The sequence below is a fragment of the Halomonas sp. AOP7-B1-5 genome (assembly GCF_052353045.1).
Lineage (GTDB): Bacteria > Pseudomonadota > Gammaproteobacteria > Pseudomonadales > Halomonadaceae > Vreelandella > Vreelandella colorata.
In genome coordinates, this window is the sequence record NZ_JBQTDC010000017.1 from 25,901 (window position 1) to 44,863 (window position 18,963).

Below are 18,963 nucleotides of genomic sequence, written 5' to 3' on the forward strand. Positions count from 1 at the left end.
AAACCTCTTGTCAGTTGCCGCGGGCAAGGCGTGCGCGAATGTTCGCGAATGTATCAATCAGCCCCAACAGCAGCACAATGAGAATCGTGGGCCAGGTCGTGATCAGCAGCACATAAAATGCCACTAGCCACAGCCCGTTCATCCCCTTTAATCCAATATAACCATGCACTAACGCGATGCCAGCAACCAATAGCGGAATCCAGCCAAGCACCGCCACCGAATGCGCCCCCAGCATCATGCCAACCACACCGAGTACCGCTAGTACGGCAAGCTCTTTTGGTGTGAGTCTAAAGGCATGAAACTCTTCACGAAAACCGTGCGGGTTGTACAACCCCGCCTGCCAGCTTCGTGCCAGGGCCAAACATGCGATAGCTACGACCAAAACCACAAGACCCGTAACACCACCCACCACAATGGAGGCAAGCATTTGAGTATCGTACCCTTGGCTAGCCAGCTCCGTGAGCATGCGATCAACGTCCGAAGAACCTTGTCGCAGTTGCTCAAGCATCAGCTCCATACCGCCAGGCGGGCTAAAGATGCCGAACTGTACCATTGCCGCCGCCACTAATGTGCCCGCAAGCAATGCTTCACTCCAACGCATCCTTTCACGCAGGACCGTCGCCATCAGCGTTACCAGCAATACGCTGGTAAGCGGAATAACGTCGCCCTGCGCCCACCAAAAACCTGCCGGTAACGCAGCGGCGATGATGACCGGTAGTGCAGGCGCGAAGCCTTTACGCAGGGTCACTAACGCCGCAATGGCTGCACCTAACCAGAACAACCAAGGCACCAGCGTTGCCAGCGCTGCCCCGCCTGCGGCGTAAGGCAGCCCTCGCATTAGCCATCTTGCCAGTGCCAGCATCACGTTAAACGCTTACTGGTGGCTATCGGAGTAGGGCAGCAGCGCCAGGTAGCGCGAACGCTTGATAGCAGTCGCCAGCTGACGCTGGTAGCGTGCTTTAGTGCCGGTGATACGGCTCGGAACAATCTTGCCAGTTTCGGTGATGTAAGCCTTCAGGGTGTCGAGATCTTTGTAATCGATCTGCTTGACGCCTTCAGCAGTGAAGCGGCAAAACTTACGGCGACGGAAAAAACGTGCCATGGATTAGCTCCTTAAAACGTGCAGTGGATAGAATCAGGCAGTTTCGATTTCTGAATCAGAGTCGGCATCAGCGCGCGGTTTGTCTTCGCGACGCGGACGCTTCTCTTCTGCCGGTTTCATCATCGGGGAAGCTTCGGTAACCGCTTCCTTGCAGCGTACAACCAGGCTGCGGATGATGGCATCGTTGAAGCGGAAGATGTTCTCGATTTCTTCGAGCGTCTCGCCAGTACATTCAACGTTCATCAGCACGTAGTGGGCTTTGTGAATCTTGTTGATCGGGTAAGCCAGGTGACGACGGCCCCAATCTTCCAAGCGATGCACGGTACCAGCGTTTTCAGTAACGATGCTGGTATAGCGCTCGACCATAGCCGGCACCTGCTCGCTCTGATCCGGGTGGACCATAAATACGATTTCATAATGACGCATAGGATCTCCTTGCGGTTTGACAGCTTCCGGTGTGTGTACCCGCAGTAAGCGAAGAACGACGACAGGGAAGCAAGGAGTTAACTGTGAAATGCACCCAACTTACCGCTAAGCGGCAGCTAAGGCATTAAGCAGAACTACTGTTTAAAAACCTGTGCCCGCTTGTAGACAAACGGGCGCAGGTATTCTAGTGGGCAAGCGGCTAACTTGCAAGCTGGCGTTGGCGTACAGCTTCAAACAAGCAAATACCCGTAGCCACCGAGACATTCAGGCTTGAAACCTGACCTGCCATGGGCAGCTTGGCCAGGTTATCGCATGCTTCACGGGTTAAGCGTCGCATCCCCTTCCCTTCTGCTCCCATCACGAGCGCAGTAGGTCCGGTCATATCGATAGCATAGATGCTGGCATCGGCTTCCCCGGCTGTACCTGTAATCCATACGCCAGCATCTTTTAGTTTGGCGAGCGTGCGCGACAGATTGGTTACTTGATAAACCGGCACGACTTCAGCCGCGCCACAGGCTACTTTACGCACCGTGGCATTGAGCGGCGCCGCTTTATCTTTAGCCACAATCACACCGTGCGCACCCGCCGCATCGGCACTGCGCAAACAGGCACCAAAGTTGTGAACGTCGGTCACGCCATCAAGCACAAGCAGTAGCGGAGGCGTTTCGGCCTTCCAGGCGCGCAGTTTCAACCACAACGACTCTTCACCCTCAGGCGTTAGCGGCGGACAAAATGCCACTACCCCCTGGTGAGCGGCCCCTTGAGTTAGCTGGTCCAGCAAGTCGCGGGGCTGTTCTTTAATACGCGCACCGCGCGCTTGCGCCTGCTCTACCACTTCGGCCAAACGGCTGCCTGCACCCTGCTGCACCCAAAGCTCACGCGGGGTCTCGCCCCGCTCTAACAAGCTTTGCAAAGCATGTACGCCATACACCTGGTCCAGCCCATCAGGCGTGCGCACTGTAGAGCGAGCCGTAGTACGAGCCATAGTGCGCGGGCCACGTCGAGACGACGCTGACTTCATGCTCAACCTCTCTTCGGTGATGACTGACGCGTACGCCGTGGGCCGCGACGCGTGGGTGGCTTATCTTTTGGTTTATCTTTCTTAGGTGCCGCATCGCCCTTGGGCGCAGCCGCTTCATTAGTATCGCCACTGCGGCGCTTACGCGGCTGACGACGCGGACGAGGCTTATCGTCGGTCAAGCTGAAATCAATCTTGCGATCATCCATATCAACGCGGGCAACCTGCACGGTTAAACCGTCGCCCAGTCGATACGTAGTGCCCGTCCGCTCACCTTTAAGGCGATGCTTCTCGGCCTCGTAGTGGTAGTAGTCTGACGGCAGCGAGGTCACGTGAACCAGGCCTTCGACATAAAACGCATCCAGACGCACAAACAGACCAAACTGGGTAACCGATGCGATTGTTCCTTCAAAGGTTTCGCCCAGCTTGTCAGACATAAACTCACACTTGAGCCAGCTCTCGACATCGCGCGTGGCCTCATCGGCACGGCGCTCGGTCATTGAGCAGTGCTCGCCAAGTTCGAGCATCTGCTCAAACGTATAAGGGCACCATTTGCTCGGTGGATCGACCGGGGCACCTTCAACGCGTATTACCGTATTGGTCTGACGCGGACCACGGATCACCGACCGTATCGCGCGGTGAACCAGCAGATCAGGATAACGACGAATCGGCGAGGTAAAGTGGGCATAGGCCTGATACGCCAGCCCGAAGTGGCCTTCATTCTGCGGCGAGTAAACGGCCTGGTTCATGGAGCGCAGCATGACCGTCTGGATAATATCGGCGTCGGGGCGATCCTTGATCGCCTCGCGTAGCGCCTGATAATCCTGGGGCGTAGGTAGGTCTCCGCCCCCCACAGAAAGCCCCAGTTCGTTCAAGAACAGGCGCAGCTTGTCCAATCGCTCAGGCGTTGGCCGCTCGTGTATCCGATACAGTGCGGGAAGGTCGTGCTTGTCCAAGAAACGTGCGGTCGCTACGTTAGCCGCCAGCATGCACTCTTCAATGACCTTGTGCGCATCGTTACGGCTGCGCGGCACGATCTTGTCGATTTTGCGCTCTTCATTAAAGATAATCGCCGTTTCGGTGGTATCGAAATCAATCGCCCCACGCTCGTTACGCGCCTCACGCAGCAAGTGGTAAAGCTCGTGAAGGTCATTCAACGGCTTGACCAGTGCTTTGTGCTCTTCACGCAGAGCTGCACCGTCTTCGCTTTCGTTATCAAGCATCGCCGCCACCTTGTTATAGGTGAGGCGCGCGTGAGAATTCATAACCGCTTCATAGAAAGAGTAGCGGCTGATCGCGCCGGTCTTGGAGATATTCATCTCACAAACCATGACCAGGCGATCTACGTGCGGATTCAGTGAGCAGAGGCCGTTGGATAAAAGCTCCGGCAACATCGGCACCACCTGCCCCGGGAAATACACCGAGTTGCCTCGTATGCGCGCTTCATTGTCCAACGCTGTACCTGGACGCACATAGTGTGAGACGTCAGCGATGGCAACCAACAGTTTCCAGCTGCCCGATTTCGTTTTCCACGCGCACACGGCGTCATCGAAATCCTTGGCGGATTCATCATCGATCGTCACCAGCGGAATATCCCGCAGGTCAACACGGTGCTGTTTATCGTCTTCCAGCACTTCAGCGGAAATACCGCTGGTTTGATCCAATACTTCAGGCGGAAACTCGGCCGGGATATCGTAACTGCGAATTGCAATATCGATTTCCATACCCGGGTCCATACGCTCGCCCAGCACCTCAATCACTTCACCCACAGGCTGTACGCGTGTGGCAGGCTGCTGAACAATTCTGGCCGAAATTACCTGGCCATCTTTTGCTCCAGCACTGGCGCTGTGCGGAATGATGATTTCCTGGGTAATACGCGGATTCTCAGGAATCAATATGCCGAATTCAGGCGTATTGCTCCGGTATACCCCGACGATAGTTTGCGTATTGCGGGCAATCACCTCGGCAATCGTCGCTTCATCGCGTCCACGCCGGTCGGTGCCGCTAACACGCGCCAGAACATGGTCGCCGTGGAATACGCGACGCATTTGGCGTGGCGGCAACAGCAGGTCAGGCTTTTTGCCATCGTCCCGGATCAAGAACCCGAAGCCATCCCGATGCCCCAGGACATTGCCCTTGATCAGATCAAGCTTATCGATCAGCGCATAAGCACCGCGACGATCGCGCAGCACCTGGCCGTCACGCTCCATGGCTGCCATACGGCGACGAACGGCCTCAAGATGATCTTCATCCTCGATGCCCAGCATACGGCTCATGTTTTCATGAGTAATCGGCTTGCCGTAGGTCTCAAGCGCAGCTAACAAATATTCACGGCTAGGTGCCGGATTATCATATTTTTGCGCCTCGCGCTCAGCGTGCGGATCATCACTCAACGTCCAATACTTCATGCGATCGACATCCTTAATGGCGTTTGCGGGAGGCGGACAAAAAAAGCAGCAGACATCAGCTGCGTTTGATGGGTTTCAGCAATTATTAGGCTGAAAAAATTAACGTTATGTTTGGTCATACCCGCAGTATAGCGCTGCATGATCCATGACCCAACCACCTTGAACAGCAATTCTGCGATTTACACTATAAAATTAGCTTACTGGTCTTGCATTTAATCGCGACCCGCGTATTATACGCGCCACTTGCCCAGATGGCGGAATTGGTAGACGCGCTAGCTTCAGGTGCTAGTGTCCGTATGGACGTGGAGGTTCAAGTCCTCTTCTGGGCACCATACTTTGTTATGTCAGCTTTTTTATAGTCGACTTAACCGAGTCAGTAGTTGAGTAAGACATTTGTGTTCGCCCAGGTGGCGGAATTGGTAGACGCGCTAGCTTCAGGTGCTAGTGTCTGTATGGACGTGGAGGTTCAAGTCCTCTCCTGGGCACCATACGAACACAAATAGATGTGCTATAAGTAATAAATGATGCGCCCAGGTGGCGGAATTGGTAGACGCGCTAGCTTCAGGTGCTAGTGTCCGTATGGACGTGGAGGTTCAAGTCCTCTCCTGGGCACCATTAGATAGATGGTTGCCGTCCGCATCATTATCTCTAGATATTCCCCTATTTGTTCATCCCCTTTTGTTCATCCCCTTTTGTTCATCCCCTTTTGTTCATCCCCTTTTGTTCATCCCCTTTTGTTCATCCCCTTTTGTTCATCCCCTTTTGTTCCCCCCCTTATGTTTTTCTATTTACGTGCATACTTAACGTATTGGCACTGACCATGCTCGGCTTATCGTCTGATTATTAATGGCGCTTTACAGCTGTAGCGGGAGAGAGATCTAAAACTTAAGATCGTGCTCCCGACCATACGCTATTGCTGCTTTATCCAAGCTTACTGAAACCGCCCTGGTCGCCGGGCGATCTCCTCTAATGCCCACCCTTGGGTATGCAGCTCGCTTTCCAGCACCGCTTCTATTTCCGGCTTTAGGTCTGGGAAAAAGTTAAGCCCTGTACGCGCCTCTATTTCATCAATCGTCACCAGATAATCATCCAGCGGCTCATTGCCACGCACGTCCTGCGGCATAATAAACGCAAGCGCCAGCGGGGCTTCGTTATGCGGGGCAACGATAATTTTATAGAACGCCTCAGGCACTTCGACAAAGCCTACTCGGTTAAACACGTTATCCATAAAGTGTTCAGGAAAGATGGGGCCCGTGATGACCTGCAAATGATCAAAACGCGGTGCGAAGTGATCCATCACCGACTCTTCCAGACGCTGCCAGAGCTGACGGTTGAGATTAGGTAGCTGTGGGGACATATTGCTCATTTGGAAGGTATCAATCTGCGCATCACGCCCATGCACGGCGGCGATCGCGTAGTTAGGCGCCATATGGCCGCGGTCATAACCACTGTGTGAATAGTTATCTGTCCCCACCGGCCAAAGCGTTCGCCAATCAGCCTGAAAATTCGGCCGCGGGCCAATTCGAGTATCGTCAGGTACTGCCTTGAGCTGGTAGCTTACCCATAGCGGATTAACGCGCACATCCGACCAGCCGACTAAAAAGCCATCATTGCGTAATACGCGGTGGAACGTCGTCAGCTGAAAACCATCCCAGGTAGGAACCCCCATCCAGGTATACTCATCTTGGTACTGGCGTTCCTGAAACTCCCATAAGCCAGCCCCGGCGGCAACAAACAGCACGGCAACGCCCAAACGTCGGCCTTGGCGACGCAAGCGCAGAAGTGATCTTCCCAAGCTCCCCTACTCCCTACTCTTTAATTTTTCTATCCGCCTCACCATTTAGCGCAGCGATGGCCTCAGTCAGCACTCAAGAGGCGTCATTCTTATTACATCGAAGCCATGCACAAGGGCATGTGCCGACCAGAGTATGTCGACGCTTCAGCACACGTGAGTAAAGCGTCGACACACCTTAATTTTATAAAGCGCTTAGTCGCTGGTTACCAACCCAATGAAAACATGGTTTCCAGGTCATGGCGTGAGTGTACCTGCATGGCATTGAGCGTCTCTGTATCGCTAATACCTTCAACTTCATTAAGGCGCTCGGTGACAAGCTCAGCGAGGCTTTCAAAATCCCGGGTACGGGCAATCGCCACAAGATCGTAACGCCCGCAGGTCGAGTACACTTCGCTGATACCTTCCACGTCCGCTAAACGCTCAGCCACTGCTTTGACCTGGCCTTTTTCGGTATTAATTAAAATAACTGCGTTTTGCATGGCGTCCTCACTAAAAATGTAAGTGATACGAAAAAGAGAGTGGAGTATAACAGGCCTAATGTAATCCGCAGCTCGGGCGGGCTATTCGACGAGTCGCGTATAACGTTACCATTGGCTAGCATGGCAGGGATAATCTCGCGGTAATAGCTGTCATAGGGAGGCTCAGCTAAAAAAGCTAACAAGAGGTGGCTTATCACCCGTTCCCGTGACCTATTTGTGAGTGTGATCTACAGGAGAAATCATGGCTAACCAGAGCCGTCGTCATTTTATACGTAGCAGTGTATTGGGTTTGGTAGGCTTACCCTTAGGTATCGGTATTCTATCGAAAACGGCATTTGCTCAGTCATTGCCACGTCTTGACCCTTCCGCGCCCAGCGCCCAAGCGCTGAATTATGTCGAAGATGCCAGTAATGCCAGCGACCATCCCGCTTACGAAGCTGGTGAGCGCTGTGATAACTGCATGTTCTACACCGCCGATACTCAGGGCTGCCAACTTTTCCCTGAACATAGCGTTGCCCCAGGCGGCTGGTGTCAATCCTGGGTCGCTCAAGGTTAATGTAACCAGTATCCACTTAAGACCATGGTTAGCTTAAAAAAGCCCTGCCCAATGCAGGGCTTGATATCCCTTAAGGTTTGTCTTTGCTCTCCTCTTCTACCGGCCAACGATAGCGATGCGTTACGCGCCCTTCATCCATAGAAACCAATCGCACGGGAAACCCCCAAAGCTCATGCAAATGGCGGATTACCGGGTAAACACTGCGGCCAAGCGGGCGTCGGCTATCCTGTATATGGTGCAACGTTAGGGAGCGGTCACCCCGAATAGCCGCTTCAACCACTTGAATATTTGGCTCTTTAACTGAAAGCGCATACTGAGTGGAAAGCGCGTCACGCACTCGGCGATAGCCCTGCTCGTTGTGAATAGCCCCCACGACAAGCGTCTCGACTTGATCATCATCCACAATTAAAAACAGCTTAAGATCGCGCATCACTTTGGGCGATAAATACTGCTGGATAAACGATTCATCTTTGAAGTTGCACATGGCAAATTCAAGCGTGCTTCGCCAGGGTGTTCCCGCAATATCCGGAAACCACTGCTGATCTTCCTCCGTCGGCGCCTCGCAGATCCGTTTGATATCCATAAAAATGGCAAACCCCAACGCATAAGGGTTAATTCCGTTGTAATAAGGGCTATCAAAATCAGGCTGATTGATCACCGCCGCATGGGACTGCAAGAACTCCAGCATTAAGCCCTCATCGACATCGCCCTCGTCATAGAGACGATTCATCAGCGTGTAATGCCAGAAACACGCCCAACCCTCATTCATTACCTGGGTTTGGCGCTGGGGATAAAAATATTGCGCCAGCTTGCGCACAATGCGCACCATCTCCCGCTGCCACGGGGCCAGTAGTGGCGCGTTTTTTTCAATAAAATACAGCAGATTTTCCTGAGGTTCCGGCGGATAGTTGCCACCGCTGTGTAACCCTAGCGGATCATCATCACTGTGTAGGCTGCCTGGTAGCGGCGTGGCGTTGCCGGGCAGCTCAGGAATCGTGCGCCACAGCATATTTACCTGTGTCTGCAAGTAGGCTTCACGCTCATCCTGGCGCTTGGCTTCCTCTTCCGCGGAGATAGGCGAAGGGCGTTTATAGCGATCCACACCGTAGTTTTGCAATGCGTGGCACGCATCCAGCAGTTGCTCAACGGCATGTACGCCATGGCGCTCTTCGCACTGGGCAATGTACTGGCGCGCAAATACCAAGTAGTCGACGATCGATTCGGCATCGGTCCAGGTGCGAAACAGGTAATTACCCTTGAAGAAGGAGTTATGCCCGTAGCAGGCATGGGCCATCACCAACACCTGCATCATTAAGGTATTTTCTTCCATCAAGTAGGCGATGCAGGGGTTGGAATTGATGACAAGCTCATAGGCCAGGCCCATCTGACCACGCTTGTAAGCCTGCTCGACGGCCAGAAACTGTTTACCAAACGACCAGTGGTGATAGCCCACCGGCATCCCCACACTGGCGTAGGCATCCATCATTTGCTCGGTGGTGATCACTTCAATTTGATTGGGATAGGTGTTCAGACGGTACTCATCGGCAAGCGCGGCGAGCTTATCGTTAAAGCGCTCAAGATCATTGAAGTTCCAGTCAGAACCCGTCGCTATGGGCTTTTGGGACGCACTCATGGCGCACTCCTCAATACGCGGTTAACGCGCTTGATTTAAGCGGCGTTTAAACAGCTCACGAAACACGGGATAAATATCGCCGGCTCCGACAATTTGCTGCATCGCAAAGCGTTCTGGAAAGTGTTCCGCTACGCTCTGATATTCATGCCAAAGCGATTGATGGTCATGGGGGGTAATCTCCACATAGGCGTAGTACTGCAACTGCGGCATCAATTGTTTAATCAGCAAATCGCGGCAGGTATTGGAGTCATCATCCCAATTATCTCCATCAGAGGCCTGCGCCACGTAAAGATTCCACTTCTCGGCTGGGTAACGCGCCTGAATAATTTTATTCACCAGCGTCAGCGCGCTTGAAACAATCGTGCCTCCCGTTTCTCGTGAATAGAAAAACTCCTCCTCGCTGACCTCCCTTGCGGCGGTATGGTGGCGCACAAACACCAGCTCCACTTTTTCGTAATGCTTTTCCAGAAACAGATACAGCAACAGGAAAAAACGCTTGGCGATATCTTTGTGGTTTTGCGTCATTGAGCCGGAAACGTCCATGACGCAGAACATCACTGCCTGGCTTGAAGGTTGCGGCTGAGCGCTTAGCTGGTGATAACGTAAATCGTAGGTATCAATAAACGGCACGGCCTCAATACGCTTCTCCAGGCGTTCGATCTCGGCTTTAAGCTCGACAATACGCGCTGGATTACGCAGCACGGTGTCTTTACGTTCTTCGTCCTCCAAGGCTTGCTGGGCCTCTTTTAGTGCCCGTTTGATGGGTGCCCGCATGGCAATACGCCTTGCGTAGGCTTCCCGCATGGAGCGGGTAATGCTGATACGCGCAGGCACGCCATCTCTGGAAAGCCCTGCACGCACCATTTTGATTTCTTCCAACGACTTAAGCGGTTTGCGCTGCAGATGAGGAAGCTCCAGACCATCAAAGACAAACTCTAAAAACTCCTCCCGGCTAAGCGTAAACGCAAATTCGTCGTCCCCTTCACCCTGATTGGAAGCACTACCTTCACCAGCGCCGCCCCCGCCACCCTGCCCGCCTGGGCGGCGGATTTTATCTCCCGGCAAAAACTCTTTATTACCCGGCGCGACAATATTGCGCGCCCCGCCAGGGCCATGCTGGAACACCGGCTCAGAGATATCCTTGGTCGGAATGGAGATTTTTTCACCACGCTCCATATCGGTAATCGAGCGCCGGTTAACAGCTTCCTCGACCGAGCGCTTGATATGCTTACGATAGCGCTCCAAAAAGCGCTGCCGGTTAACCGCGCTTTTATGCTTTGCATTTGGCCTTCGATCAATAAAGTAGGTCATACGACCTCCCTAACCGCCAAGAGTCTTTGCCGCTACTGAGACTTGCTGACGCGCAGATACCATTCGGAAAGCAAGCGTACCTGTTTCTCGGTATAGCCCCGTTCGACCATGCGCTCTACAAAGTCTTCATGCTTATTCTGATCCGATTTCGACGCTTTAGCGTTAAACGAGATCACCGGCAGAAGCTCTTCAGTATTGGCAAACATCTTGTGCTCAATCACACCTTTGAGCTTCTCATACGACTGCCAACTAGGATTCATGCCGTTATTCTGGGCACGCGCGCGCAGTACAAAGTTGACCACCTCATGACGAAAGTCTTTAGGGTTGGAGATACCCGCGGGCTTCTCGATTTTTTCAAGCTCTTCATTGAGCGACTGACGGTTTAGCAGCTCACCGGTTTCAGGGTCGCGGTACTCCTGATCCTGAATCCAGAAATCGGCATAGGTGACGTAGCGGTCAAAAATGTTCTGGCCGTATTCACTGTAGGATTCAAGGTAGGCCGTTTGAATTTCTTTGCCGATAAACTCCACATAGCGCGGCGCCAGAAACTCTTTAATAAAGCCCAGGTAGCGCTCGAACACTTCCGAAGGCAGCTGTTCGCGTTCAAGTGCTTGTTCAAGCACGTAGAGCAGGTGAACCGGGTTGGCTGAAACTTCGGTACCGTCAAAGTTGAAGACTTTTGACAGAATCTTGAAGGCAAACCGGGTGGAAAGCCCCTGCATGCCTTCATCTACACCGGCGGCGTCACGGTACTCCTGAATCGATTTGGCACGTGGGTCGGTATCCTTGAGGTTTTCACCGTCATAGACACGCATTTTAGAGTAAATACTCGAGTTCTCCGGCACTTTCAGGCGCGAAAGTACCGAGAACTGAGCTAGCATGCGCAAGGTATCCGGCGCACACGGGGCGGCATTGAGTGAAGAGTCCTCGAGGAGCTTCTGGTAGATCTTGATCTCTTCGGACACCCGTAGGCAGTAAGGTACCTTGACGATATATACCCGGTCTAAAAATGCCTCGTTGTTGCGGTTGTTACGAAACGCCTGCCATTCAGACTCATTGGAGTGGGCCAGGATCACGCCATCAAAAGGGATGGCGCCCATCCCTTCCGTCGGGTTGTAGTTGCCTTCCTGAGTCGCCGTTAAGAGCGGATGAAGCACCTTGATCGGCGCTTTAAACATTTCTACGAACTCCATCAACCCCTGGTTGGCGCGGCAAAGCCCGCCTGAGAAGCTGTAGGCGTCTGGATCATCCTGAGAGTAAAGCTCAAGCTGACGGATATCGACCTTACCTACCAACGAGGAGATATCCTGGTTGTTCTCGTCACCCGGCTCCGTTTTAGAAATGGCAATTTGATGCAGCCGAGAGGGATAAAGGCGTACCACACGAAACTGGGAAATATCCCCGCCGTACTCTTTTAAACGCTTGGCCGCCCAAGGCGACATCACGCTTTTAAGATAGCGCGGTGCAATCCCATACTCTTTTTCCAGCAGCTCGCCATCCTCTTCCGGCGAAAACAGTCCAAGCGGTGACTCATAAACCGGCGAACCCTTGATCGCATAAAAAGGGATGCGCTCCATGAGCAGTTTCAATCGTTCAGCAAGTGACGACTTACCGCCCCCCACAGGTCCCAGTAAATAGAGAATCTGCTTGCGCTCTTCAAGCCCCTGGGCCGCATGACGGAAGTAGGCCACGATCTGCTCAATGGCTTCCTCCATACCGTGAAATTCCGCAAATACCGGATAGCGGCGTATCACTTTATTGGAAAAGATACGTGATAGGCGAGGGTCTTTAGCGGTATCGATAACGCTAGGTTCGCCAATGGCTTCCAGCATACGCTCAGAAGCGCTGGCATAAACCTTTGGGTCACGACGACAAAGCGCCAGGTACTCTTCCAGGCTCATGTCTTCTTGCTGAACGCGGGCAAAACGGTCTTGAACGTGATCAAAGATGCTCATGGAACTCTCCTATGGCCATCCCCAGACAATCACCACCCAGATGAGTATTTTTGTTGTGGTGTGCCGAACGAGGTGTCGCTCTATTAGCGTAGCCAGCATTAGCAAAATGTGATGACTAAAACTTCAACGCAACGCCACAACGTTTGTGTAAACAGATCTTCCACAGCATAGGTATCTAACGATAGGATATTGATGAGAAAGAAGTTTAAGGCGCAAGAATGCCGCCGACAGCGTTTAACGCTTAAATCGCGTTTGAGGCATTGCCTGAATGAAAAATGCCTACAAAAAAGCCGCTACACGCGTAGCGGCGTAATCACGATAAGTGTAAAGACGCTAAAGGATAAGCACTTAGGAGTGCAGCGCTTATGAAGGGCTGTCTGCCAGCGCTATTTTGACGTCAGCGATCAGCAAATCGAGCAATTCAACGGTCGTGTTCCAGGCACACACAAAGCGCGCTCCGCCCGCGCCGATAAAGGTATAAAAGGTCCACCCTTTAGCCTTCAACGCGCCAATCGCATGGGCAGGCAATTCGACAAATACGCTGTTTGCCTGGGTGGGAAACATGAGCGATACCCCCGGCAGCGCCTGCAAGCCTTCCGCTAAATACCGCGCCATGGCGTTAGCATGCTGAGCGTTGGTAAGCCAAGCTCCGCTTTCCAGCAACCCAAGCCAGGGGGCTGAGATATAGCGCATCTTGGACGCCAGCTGACCGGCCTGCTTGCAGCGATACGAGAAATCTTCCGCCAGTTCGCGGTAAAAAAACAGAATGGCCTCGCCCATCGCCAGGCCGTTCTTGGTACCCGAAAAACATAGCGCATCGACGCCCACCTGCCAGGTTAGCTCGGCAGGCGTAGCATTCAGGCCGGCACAGGCATTGGCAAAGCGTGCGCCATCCATGTGCAGGCGTAAATCATGCTTATCGGCAATCGCGCGGATGGCCAGCAGTTCTTCACGGGTATATACCGTCCCGACTTCCGTCGCCTGGGTCAGCGAAACCACTTTAGGCTTGGGGTAGTGAATATCGCTACGCCGTGTCACTAACGCCTCAATACCTTCAGGCGTCAGCTTGCCATTCGCCCCAGGCGAGGTCAGCAGTTTGGCACCATTGGAGAAGAATTCGGGGCCACCACACTCGTCCGTTTCAATGTGTGCCAGCTCATGGCAAATCACGCTGTGGTAGCTACGCCCCATCGCCGACAGCGCCAGCGAATTGGCGGCAGTACCGTTGAATACGAAAAACACATCACAGTCGTAATCGAACATTTCGCGAAAGCGGTTCGCGGCCCGCTCGGTCCAACGGTCGTTGCCATACGCTAAATCATCGACCTGATTTGCTTCCAGCAAATACTCCATGGCTTCCGGACAAATACCGGAGGTGTTATCGCTGGCTAAAAAACGGGGGGTACACTCCGACGTCATGACGCTGATCCTTTTTCACTGACATTGTCTTTTGCAGACACAGTTACGGCGCCAGCTGGGTGCCACTAGCGCCTTTAACATCACGTTATGCTTAATAAGGTGATGGATCAGTCAGTCTATCGCCATTTATCGATAAGCGTCACCCGCCACTATCAACGCGTTTAAAGCTTTGCAGCCAGGCGCATCCCCTGGTCAATGGCGCGCTTGGCATCCAGTTCAGCCGCTTCATCGGCGCCGCCTATTACATGCACCCGCTGACCTGATACCTCTAATGGCCCAATTAAGTCGCGCACCGACTCCTGTCCGGCACATACCACAATGCTGTCCACGTTCAGCACGCGGTCTTCACCGTTGTGGCGAATATGCAGCCCGGCATCATCAATTTTGACGTACTCGCAGCCGGTTAAGGTGGTCACGCCCCGTGCCTTGAGTGAAGCCCTGTGTACCCAGCCGGTCGTTTTGCCCAGATACTTGCCGGGCTTGGAGGTTTTGCGCTGTAACATGACAAGCTCACGCGATACGCGCGGCGCTATAGGATTTTTTAAACCACCGCGCTCGCTAACGGCCAAATCAACGCCCCACTCGTCGCACCAGGTATCAATATCCAACGCCGGGTGCTCCTGGTGAGCTAAAAGCTCAGAAACATCAAAACCGATCCCACCCGCGCCAATCACCGCCACCCGGCGGCCTACCCGCTGAGGAGATTCAATCGCCTCGGCATAGCTCATCACGCTTTGGTGCTCGGCACCTGGCAGCGTGAGCGTCCTTGGGCGCACTCCGCTGGCCATAACAATGTGATCAAACTCAGCCAAGGCGTCTGGCGTCGCGCGGGTATTTAAACGTACCTCCACCGCGTACTTTTCCAGCATCACTCGGTAATAGCGCAGGGTTTCGTTAAACTCCTCCTTGCCAGGAATCTTGCGGGCATAGTTAAACTGTCCGCCAAGCGCGTCACGCCGCTCAAACAGTATAACGTGATGGCCACGGCTGGCGGCGGTAACCGCCGTGGCAAGTCCTGCTGGCCCACCGCCGACCACCGCGACTTTTTGAGGTATTACGGCAGGCTCAATCACAAGCTCGGTTTCATGACAGGCGCGTGGATTAACCAAACAGGAGGTTAACTTGCCCGCAAAGGTGTGATCCAGGCAGGCCTGGTTACAGGCAATACAGGTATTGATCTCATCCGCCTGCCCCGCTTCGGCTTTGCGCACCCACTCAGGATCAGCCAGAAACGGGCGCGCCATGGACACCATGTCGGCATGGCCTTCAGCCAGCACCTGCTCGGCAATCTCCGGCATATTGATACGGTTGGTGGTGATCAGCGGAATCGACAGCGCCGCTTTAATCCGTCGGGTCACTTCCGTAAACGCCGCCCGGGGTACGCTGGTCACAATGGTGGGCACCCGCGCTTCATGCCAGCCAATCCCGGTATTGATGATGTCGGCACCCGCCGCCTCAACCGCTTGGCCAAGCGTGACGATCTCTTGCCACGTGCTGCCGTCCTCCACCAGATCAATCATCGACAGGCGAAAGATCACCACAAAACGCTCACCCACCGCCGCCCGAATACGCCTGACAATCTCCAGCGGAAAGCGAATGCGGTTCTCAAACGGGCCGCCCCAGTCATCGTCACGCTGATTGGTGCGCTGGCAGATAAACTGGTTAATCAGATAGCCTTCCGAGCCCATGATCTCGACACCGTCATAGCCCGCCTGCTGAGCCAGACATGCACAGCGCACGTAATCAGCAATTTGCTGCTCAACGTCTGCATGGCTTAGCTCGCGCGGCATAAACGGGTTAATCGGCGCCTGAATGGCCGAAGGCGCCACTAGCTCAGGAGAGTAAGCGTAGCGGCCCGCATGGAGAATCTGCATGCACAAATGACCGCCTTCGGCGTGTACCGCCTCTACCACCTGACGGTGCTCCGCCAGATGCGATTCATCGGTCAGCGCATGGGCGCCTTGAAAAACCGCCCCTTCGGCATTGGGTGCAATCCCCCCGGTGACAATCAAACTTACCCCGGCCCGCGCCCGCTCCGCGTAAAACGCCGCTAGGCGGGCAAAGCCATTGGGCGCCTCTTCCAGATTGGTATGCATGGACCCCATCAAAATGCGATTGGGCAGCGTTAAATGGCCAATCGTAATCGGCTGGAAAAGATGCGGATAAGCGGGCGCATAGGTCATCACGGTTCTCCTTGGCATTATTCAAACAAGCGTATGACATCCTAGCCATCACGTACAGTCTTAGCGCTTGCTCCCAACGCTAAAGCACGTAACATTATCCGGCTAACGATAAGGGAAACCGCAATGCCGCTGATCTACTTTTTACCCCCGCTTGCCACCGTACTGATCTGGTCGGGCAATATGACCATCAACCAGTTAACGGTGGGGGCTATTGCGCCCAGCAGTATCGCTTTTTTACGCTGGCTGCTGGCGCTCATCGTGATGACCCCGTTTGTACTGCCAGCGGCCATTCGCCATCGCGATGAGATACGCCGCAACTGGCCCAAGCTAGCGTTACTGGGCCTTTTAGGCATGGGACTATGGCAGGGCTTGGGATATATCGCCGCTGAAACCACGACGGCTACCAATATGGGGATTCTAGCTGCCATGGTGCCGCTGTTAACGGTGTTGCTCAGCGCGCTGATTTTACGCGAGCCGCCAACGCGCGGGGGCGTCGCCGGCGGAGTGCTCGCCTTTATCGGCGTTACCGTGTTGCTGGGGCGTGGTAATCCCTTATCGCTTTTACATCTGGAAGTGGCTCTAGGCGATGCGCTGATGGTCATCGCCGCTATCTGCTATGCCCTGTATGGCGTGATGCTAAAGCGCTGGGCAATGAATTTACCGCCCTGGGTCATGCTCTATGCCCAGGTATGTTTTGCGGTGCTGTTCTTGCTGCCCCCTTATTTGCTAGGGCCCATGACCCCGGTAGACAGTCAAAATATCTGGCTGATCTTATACGCAGGCATTCCTGCCTCGGTGATTACTACGTTTTTATGGATGCGGGCCGTACGCCAGATTGGTGCCAACCAAGCGAGCATCTTCATCAATCTGATGCCGCTGTTTAGTGCCCTGATCGCCATGTTCATGCTGGGCGAGCAGATAGCCAGCTTCCATTTTACCGGCGGACTTCTCATCTTGGCTGGCGTGGTCATGGCGCAAACGCTGACCCGGCCTTTGGTACGTGGGGTAGCGCCAAAAAAGCCGAGCAGTGCCGGTCAATGATACAATAGGTTGTTTTCTTTTTACTGCAGGAACCCCCTGATATGTCCCTAGAAGAACTGCATCTAAATCTCCGCAACCTGACGAGCGATGATTACGATCAGCTCAAGACATTGATGGACGCGGTCTACCACGATATCGGTGGTGCCTGGCCCCGGCACACCATCGATAAGCTGATTCAGGAGTTTCCTGACGGCCAGATCGCCATTGAAGATGATGGCAATCTGGTCGGCGTAGCGCTGACAGTGCAGGTGGATTACGACGAATTCTCCAACCCGCACAAATACGACGACCTGATTGGCCACCGCGAGATCATTCTCAACAATCAGGAAGGCGATGCGATGTACGGGCTGGATGTGCTGATCCACCCGGACTACCGCGGCTACCGCCTGGGTCGTCGCCTTTATGAAGCGCGCAAGGAGCTGTGCCGTTCGCACAACCTGCGTGCCATCCTCGCTGGCGGGCGAATCCCTGAGTACTACCAGCACGCCGATGAGCTATCCCCGGCTCAGTACATCGACAAGGTCTCCCGCAAGGAGATTTACGACCCAATCCTGTCGTTCCAGCTGGCCAACGATTTCCAGGTCAAGCGCCTGCTGCGCAAGTACCTGCCAGAAGACGAACAGTCCCGGGGCTACGCAACGCTGCTTGAGTGGAACAATATTCTCTTTGAGCCCGCCGAAAACGTGCTGGACACACGCCCGACTCAAGTGCGGGTAGGCGCCGTACAGTGGCAGATGCGTGAATTCGCCTCGGTGGAAGCTGCCCTCCAGCAGATCGAATACTTCGTGGATGCGCTTTCGGATTACCAGAGCGACTTTGCCGTTTTCCCGGAGCTATTCACCACGCCGCTGATGGGCTTGCAGGACCGCGCCGCCCAGCAGGATCAAATGGGCGCTATCCGTTTTCTGGCAAGCTTTACCGAGCGCTTCAAGGCCGAACTTTCACGCATGGCGGTGTCCTACAACATCAACATCGTGGGCGGCTCGATGATTGAGGTGGGCGAGGACGACCGGCTTTACAACGTGGCCTATCTCTTCCACCGCGACGGCGACATTGATAAGCAGGCCAAACTGCATATCACCCCACAAGAGCGCCGCGACTGGGTGATCGAAGGCGGCGACAATTTGCAGGTATTCGATACCGATGCAGGCCGGGTAGGTATTCTAATCTGTTACGACGTGGAGTTTCCGGAGCTTGGGCGCCTGCTGGCCGACCAGGATATGGACATTCTATTTGTGCCCTTCTGGACCGACACCAAGAACGGCTACCTGCGGGTACGCCACTGCGCTCAGGCCAGGGCTATCGAGAATGAGTGCTACGTGGTGCTCTGCGGCAGCGTTGGCAACCTGCCCTCAATTGAAAACCTGGATATCCAGTATGCCCAGTCGGCGGTGTTTACGCCGTCCGATTTCGCCTTCCCTCACGACGCGGTGCTCGCGGAAACCACGCCCAATACCGAGATGATCTTCTTCTCGGATTTGGATCTGACTCGCCTGACCGTGGTGCGTGCCGAAGGCTCGGTAACCAACCTCAAAGACCGCCGCAAGGATCTGTTTGATCTGCGCTGGCGCGACTGGTCACTCAAGTCCGGCGGCTCTAGTGAAGGATAATTCTACTGAAGGGTAAACCGTAACCCG

At 54.1% G+C, this 18,963-nt stretch carries 15 protein-coding genes and 3 tRNA genes; 6 read left to right on the forward strand and 12 right to left on the reverse strand.

Going from position 1 to position 18,963, the window contains the following annotated elements:
* Window positions 1-10: 10 nt before the first annotated feature.
* The 5 genes from ACT3XD_RS10200 to rnr all read right to left on the reverse strand — a co-directional run bounded on the left by ACT3XD_RS10200 (window position 11) and on the right by rnr (window position 4,954).
* Window positions 11-862: a hypothetical protein gene (locus ACT3XD_RS10200; protein WP_192539184.1), complete on the reverse strand. Its 852-nt coding sequence runs from the start codon at window positions 860-862 to the stop codon at window positions 11-13.
* A gap of 12 nt (window positions 863-874) precedes the next feature.
* Complete coding sequence (rpsR, locus tag ACT3XD_RS10205) at window positions 875-1,102, reverse strand: 30S ribosomal protein S18 (RefSeq protein ID WP_009097135.1); 228 nt, start codon at window positions 1,100-1,102, stop codon at window positions 875-877.
* Window positions 1,103-1,135: 33 nt separating this feature from the next.
* On the reverse strand, window positions 1,136-1,528 hold the full coding sequence (rpsF, locus tag ACT3XD_RS10210; RefSeq protein WP_018918613.1) for a 30S ribosomal protein S6: 393 nt from the start codon (window positions 1,526-1,528) through the stop codon (window positions 1,136-1,138).
* Between the two features lie 199 nt (window positions 1,529-1,727).
* A complete protein-coding gene (gene rlmB, locus ACT3XD_RS10215; RefSeq protein ID WP_192539164.1) occupies window positions 1,728-2,549 on the reverse strand; it encodes a 23S rRNA (guanosine(2251)-2'-O)-methyltransferase RlmB in 822 nt (273 codons plus the stop codon).
* Between the two features lie 2 nt (window positions 2,550-2,551).
* On the reverse strand, window positions 2,552-4,954 hold the full coding sequence (gene rnr, locus ACT3XD_RS10220; RefSeq protein WP_192539163.1) for a ribonuclease R: 2,403 nt from the start codon (window positions 4,952-4,954) through the stop codon (window positions 2,552-2,554).
* A 245-nt stretch (window positions 4,955-5,199) separates the two neighbouring features.
* Here rnr and ACT3XD_RS10225 point away from each other — a divergent pair.
* The 3 genes from ACT3XD_RS10225 (at window position 5,200) to ACT3XD_RS10235 (ending at window position 5,569) form a co-directional block, all read left to right on the forward strand.
* A tRNA-Leu gene (locus tag ACT3XD_RS10225) sits at window positions 5,200-5,286 on the forward strand.
* Between the two features lie 69 nt (window positions 5,287-5,355).
* A tRNA-Leu gene (locus ACT3XD_RS10230) sits at window positions 5,356-5,442 on the forward strand.
* A gap of 40 nt (window positions 5,443-5,482) precedes the next feature.
* Window positions 5,483-5,569 (forward strand) — tRNA-Leu (locus ACT3XD_RS10235).
* Window positions 5,570-5,885: 316 nt separating this feature from the next.
* Here ACT3XD_RS10235 and ACT3XD_RS10240 read toward each other — a convergent pair.
* Window positions 5,886-6,749: a DNA/RNA non-specific endonuclease gene (locus ACT3XD_RS10240; protein ID WP_192538754.1), complete on the reverse strand. Its 864-nt coding sequence runs from the start codon at window positions 6,747-6,749 to the stop codon at window positions 5,886-5,888.
* 203 nt (window positions 6,750-6,952) lie between these two features.
* A complete protein-coding gene (locus ACT3XD_RS10245) occupies window positions 6,953-7,228 on the reverse strand; it encodes an Lrp/AsnC family transcriptional regulator (RefSeq protein WP_018918618.1) in 276 nt (91 codons plus the stop codon).
* A gap of 241 nt (window positions 7,229-7,469) precedes the next feature.
* Here ACT3XD_RS10245 and ACT3XD_RS10250 point away from each other — a divergent pair, with 241 nt between their 5' ends.
* Entirely contained in the window at window positions 7,470-7,784 is a 315-nt protein-coding gene (locus tag ACT3XD_RS10250) for a high-potential iron-sulfur protein (RefSeq protein WP_192538755.1), read from the forward strand.
* Between the two features lie 70 nt (window positions 7,785-7,854).
* Here ACT3XD_RS10250 and ACT3XD_RS10255 read toward each other — a convergent pair whose 3' ends face one another.
* The 5 genes from ACT3XD_RS10255 to ACT3XD_RS10275 form a co-directional block, all read right to left on the reverse strand.
* Entirely contained in the window at window positions 7,855-9,417 is a 1,563-nt protein-coding gene (locus ACT3XD_RS10255) for a SpoVR family protein (protein WP_192538756.1), read from the reverse strand.
* 21 nt (window positions 9,418-9,438) lie between these two features.
* Window positions 9,439-10,728, reverse strand: a complete 1,290-nt coding sequence (locus ACT3XD_RS10260; protein WP_018918621.1) for a YeaH/YhbH family protein — start codon at window positions 10,726-10,728, stop codon at window positions 9,439-9,441.
* 32 nt (window positions 10,729-10,760) lie between these two features.
* Entirely contained in the window at window positions 10,761-12,683 is a 1,923-nt protein-coding gene (locus ACT3XD_RS10265) for a PrkA family serine protein kinase (RefSeq protein WP_192538757.1), read from the reverse strand.
* 363 nt (window positions 12,684-13,046) lie between these two features.
* Window positions 13,047-14,102 carry a threonine aldolase family protein gene (locus ACT3XD_RS10270; RefSeq protein ID WP_192538758.1) on the reverse strand — a complete coding sequence of 352 codons (1,056 nt, stop codon included), beginning with the start codon at window positions 14,100-14,102 and terminating at the stop codon, window positions 13,047-13,049.
* Between the two features lie 161 nt (window positions 14,103-14,263).
* A complete protein-coding gene (locus ACT3XD_RS10275) occupies window positions 14,264-16,285 on the reverse strand; it encodes an NADPH-dependent 2,4-dienoyl-CoA reductase (RefSeq protein WP_192538759.1) in 2,022 nt (673 codons plus the stop codon).
* 123 nt (window positions 16,286-16,408) lie between these two features.
* Here ACT3XD_RS10275 and ACT3XD_RS10280 point away from each other — a divergent pair, with 123 nt between their 5' ends.
* Window positions 16,409-17,326 carry a DMT family transporter gene (locus tag ACT3XD_RS10280; RefSeq protein WP_192538760.1) on the forward strand — a complete coding sequence of 306 codons (918 nt, stop codon included), beginning with the start codon at window positions 16,409-16,411 and terminating at the stop codon, window positions 17,324-17,326.
* Between the two features lie 41 nt (window positions 17,327-17,367).
* A complete protein-coding gene (locus ACT3XD_RS10285) occupies window positions 17,368-18,936 on the forward strand; it encodes a bifunctional GNAT family N-acetyltransferase/carbon-nitrogen hydrolase family protein (RefSeq protein ID WP_192538761.1) in 1,569 nt (522 codons plus the stop codon).
* Window positions 18,937-18,963 lie beyond the last annotated feature (27 nt).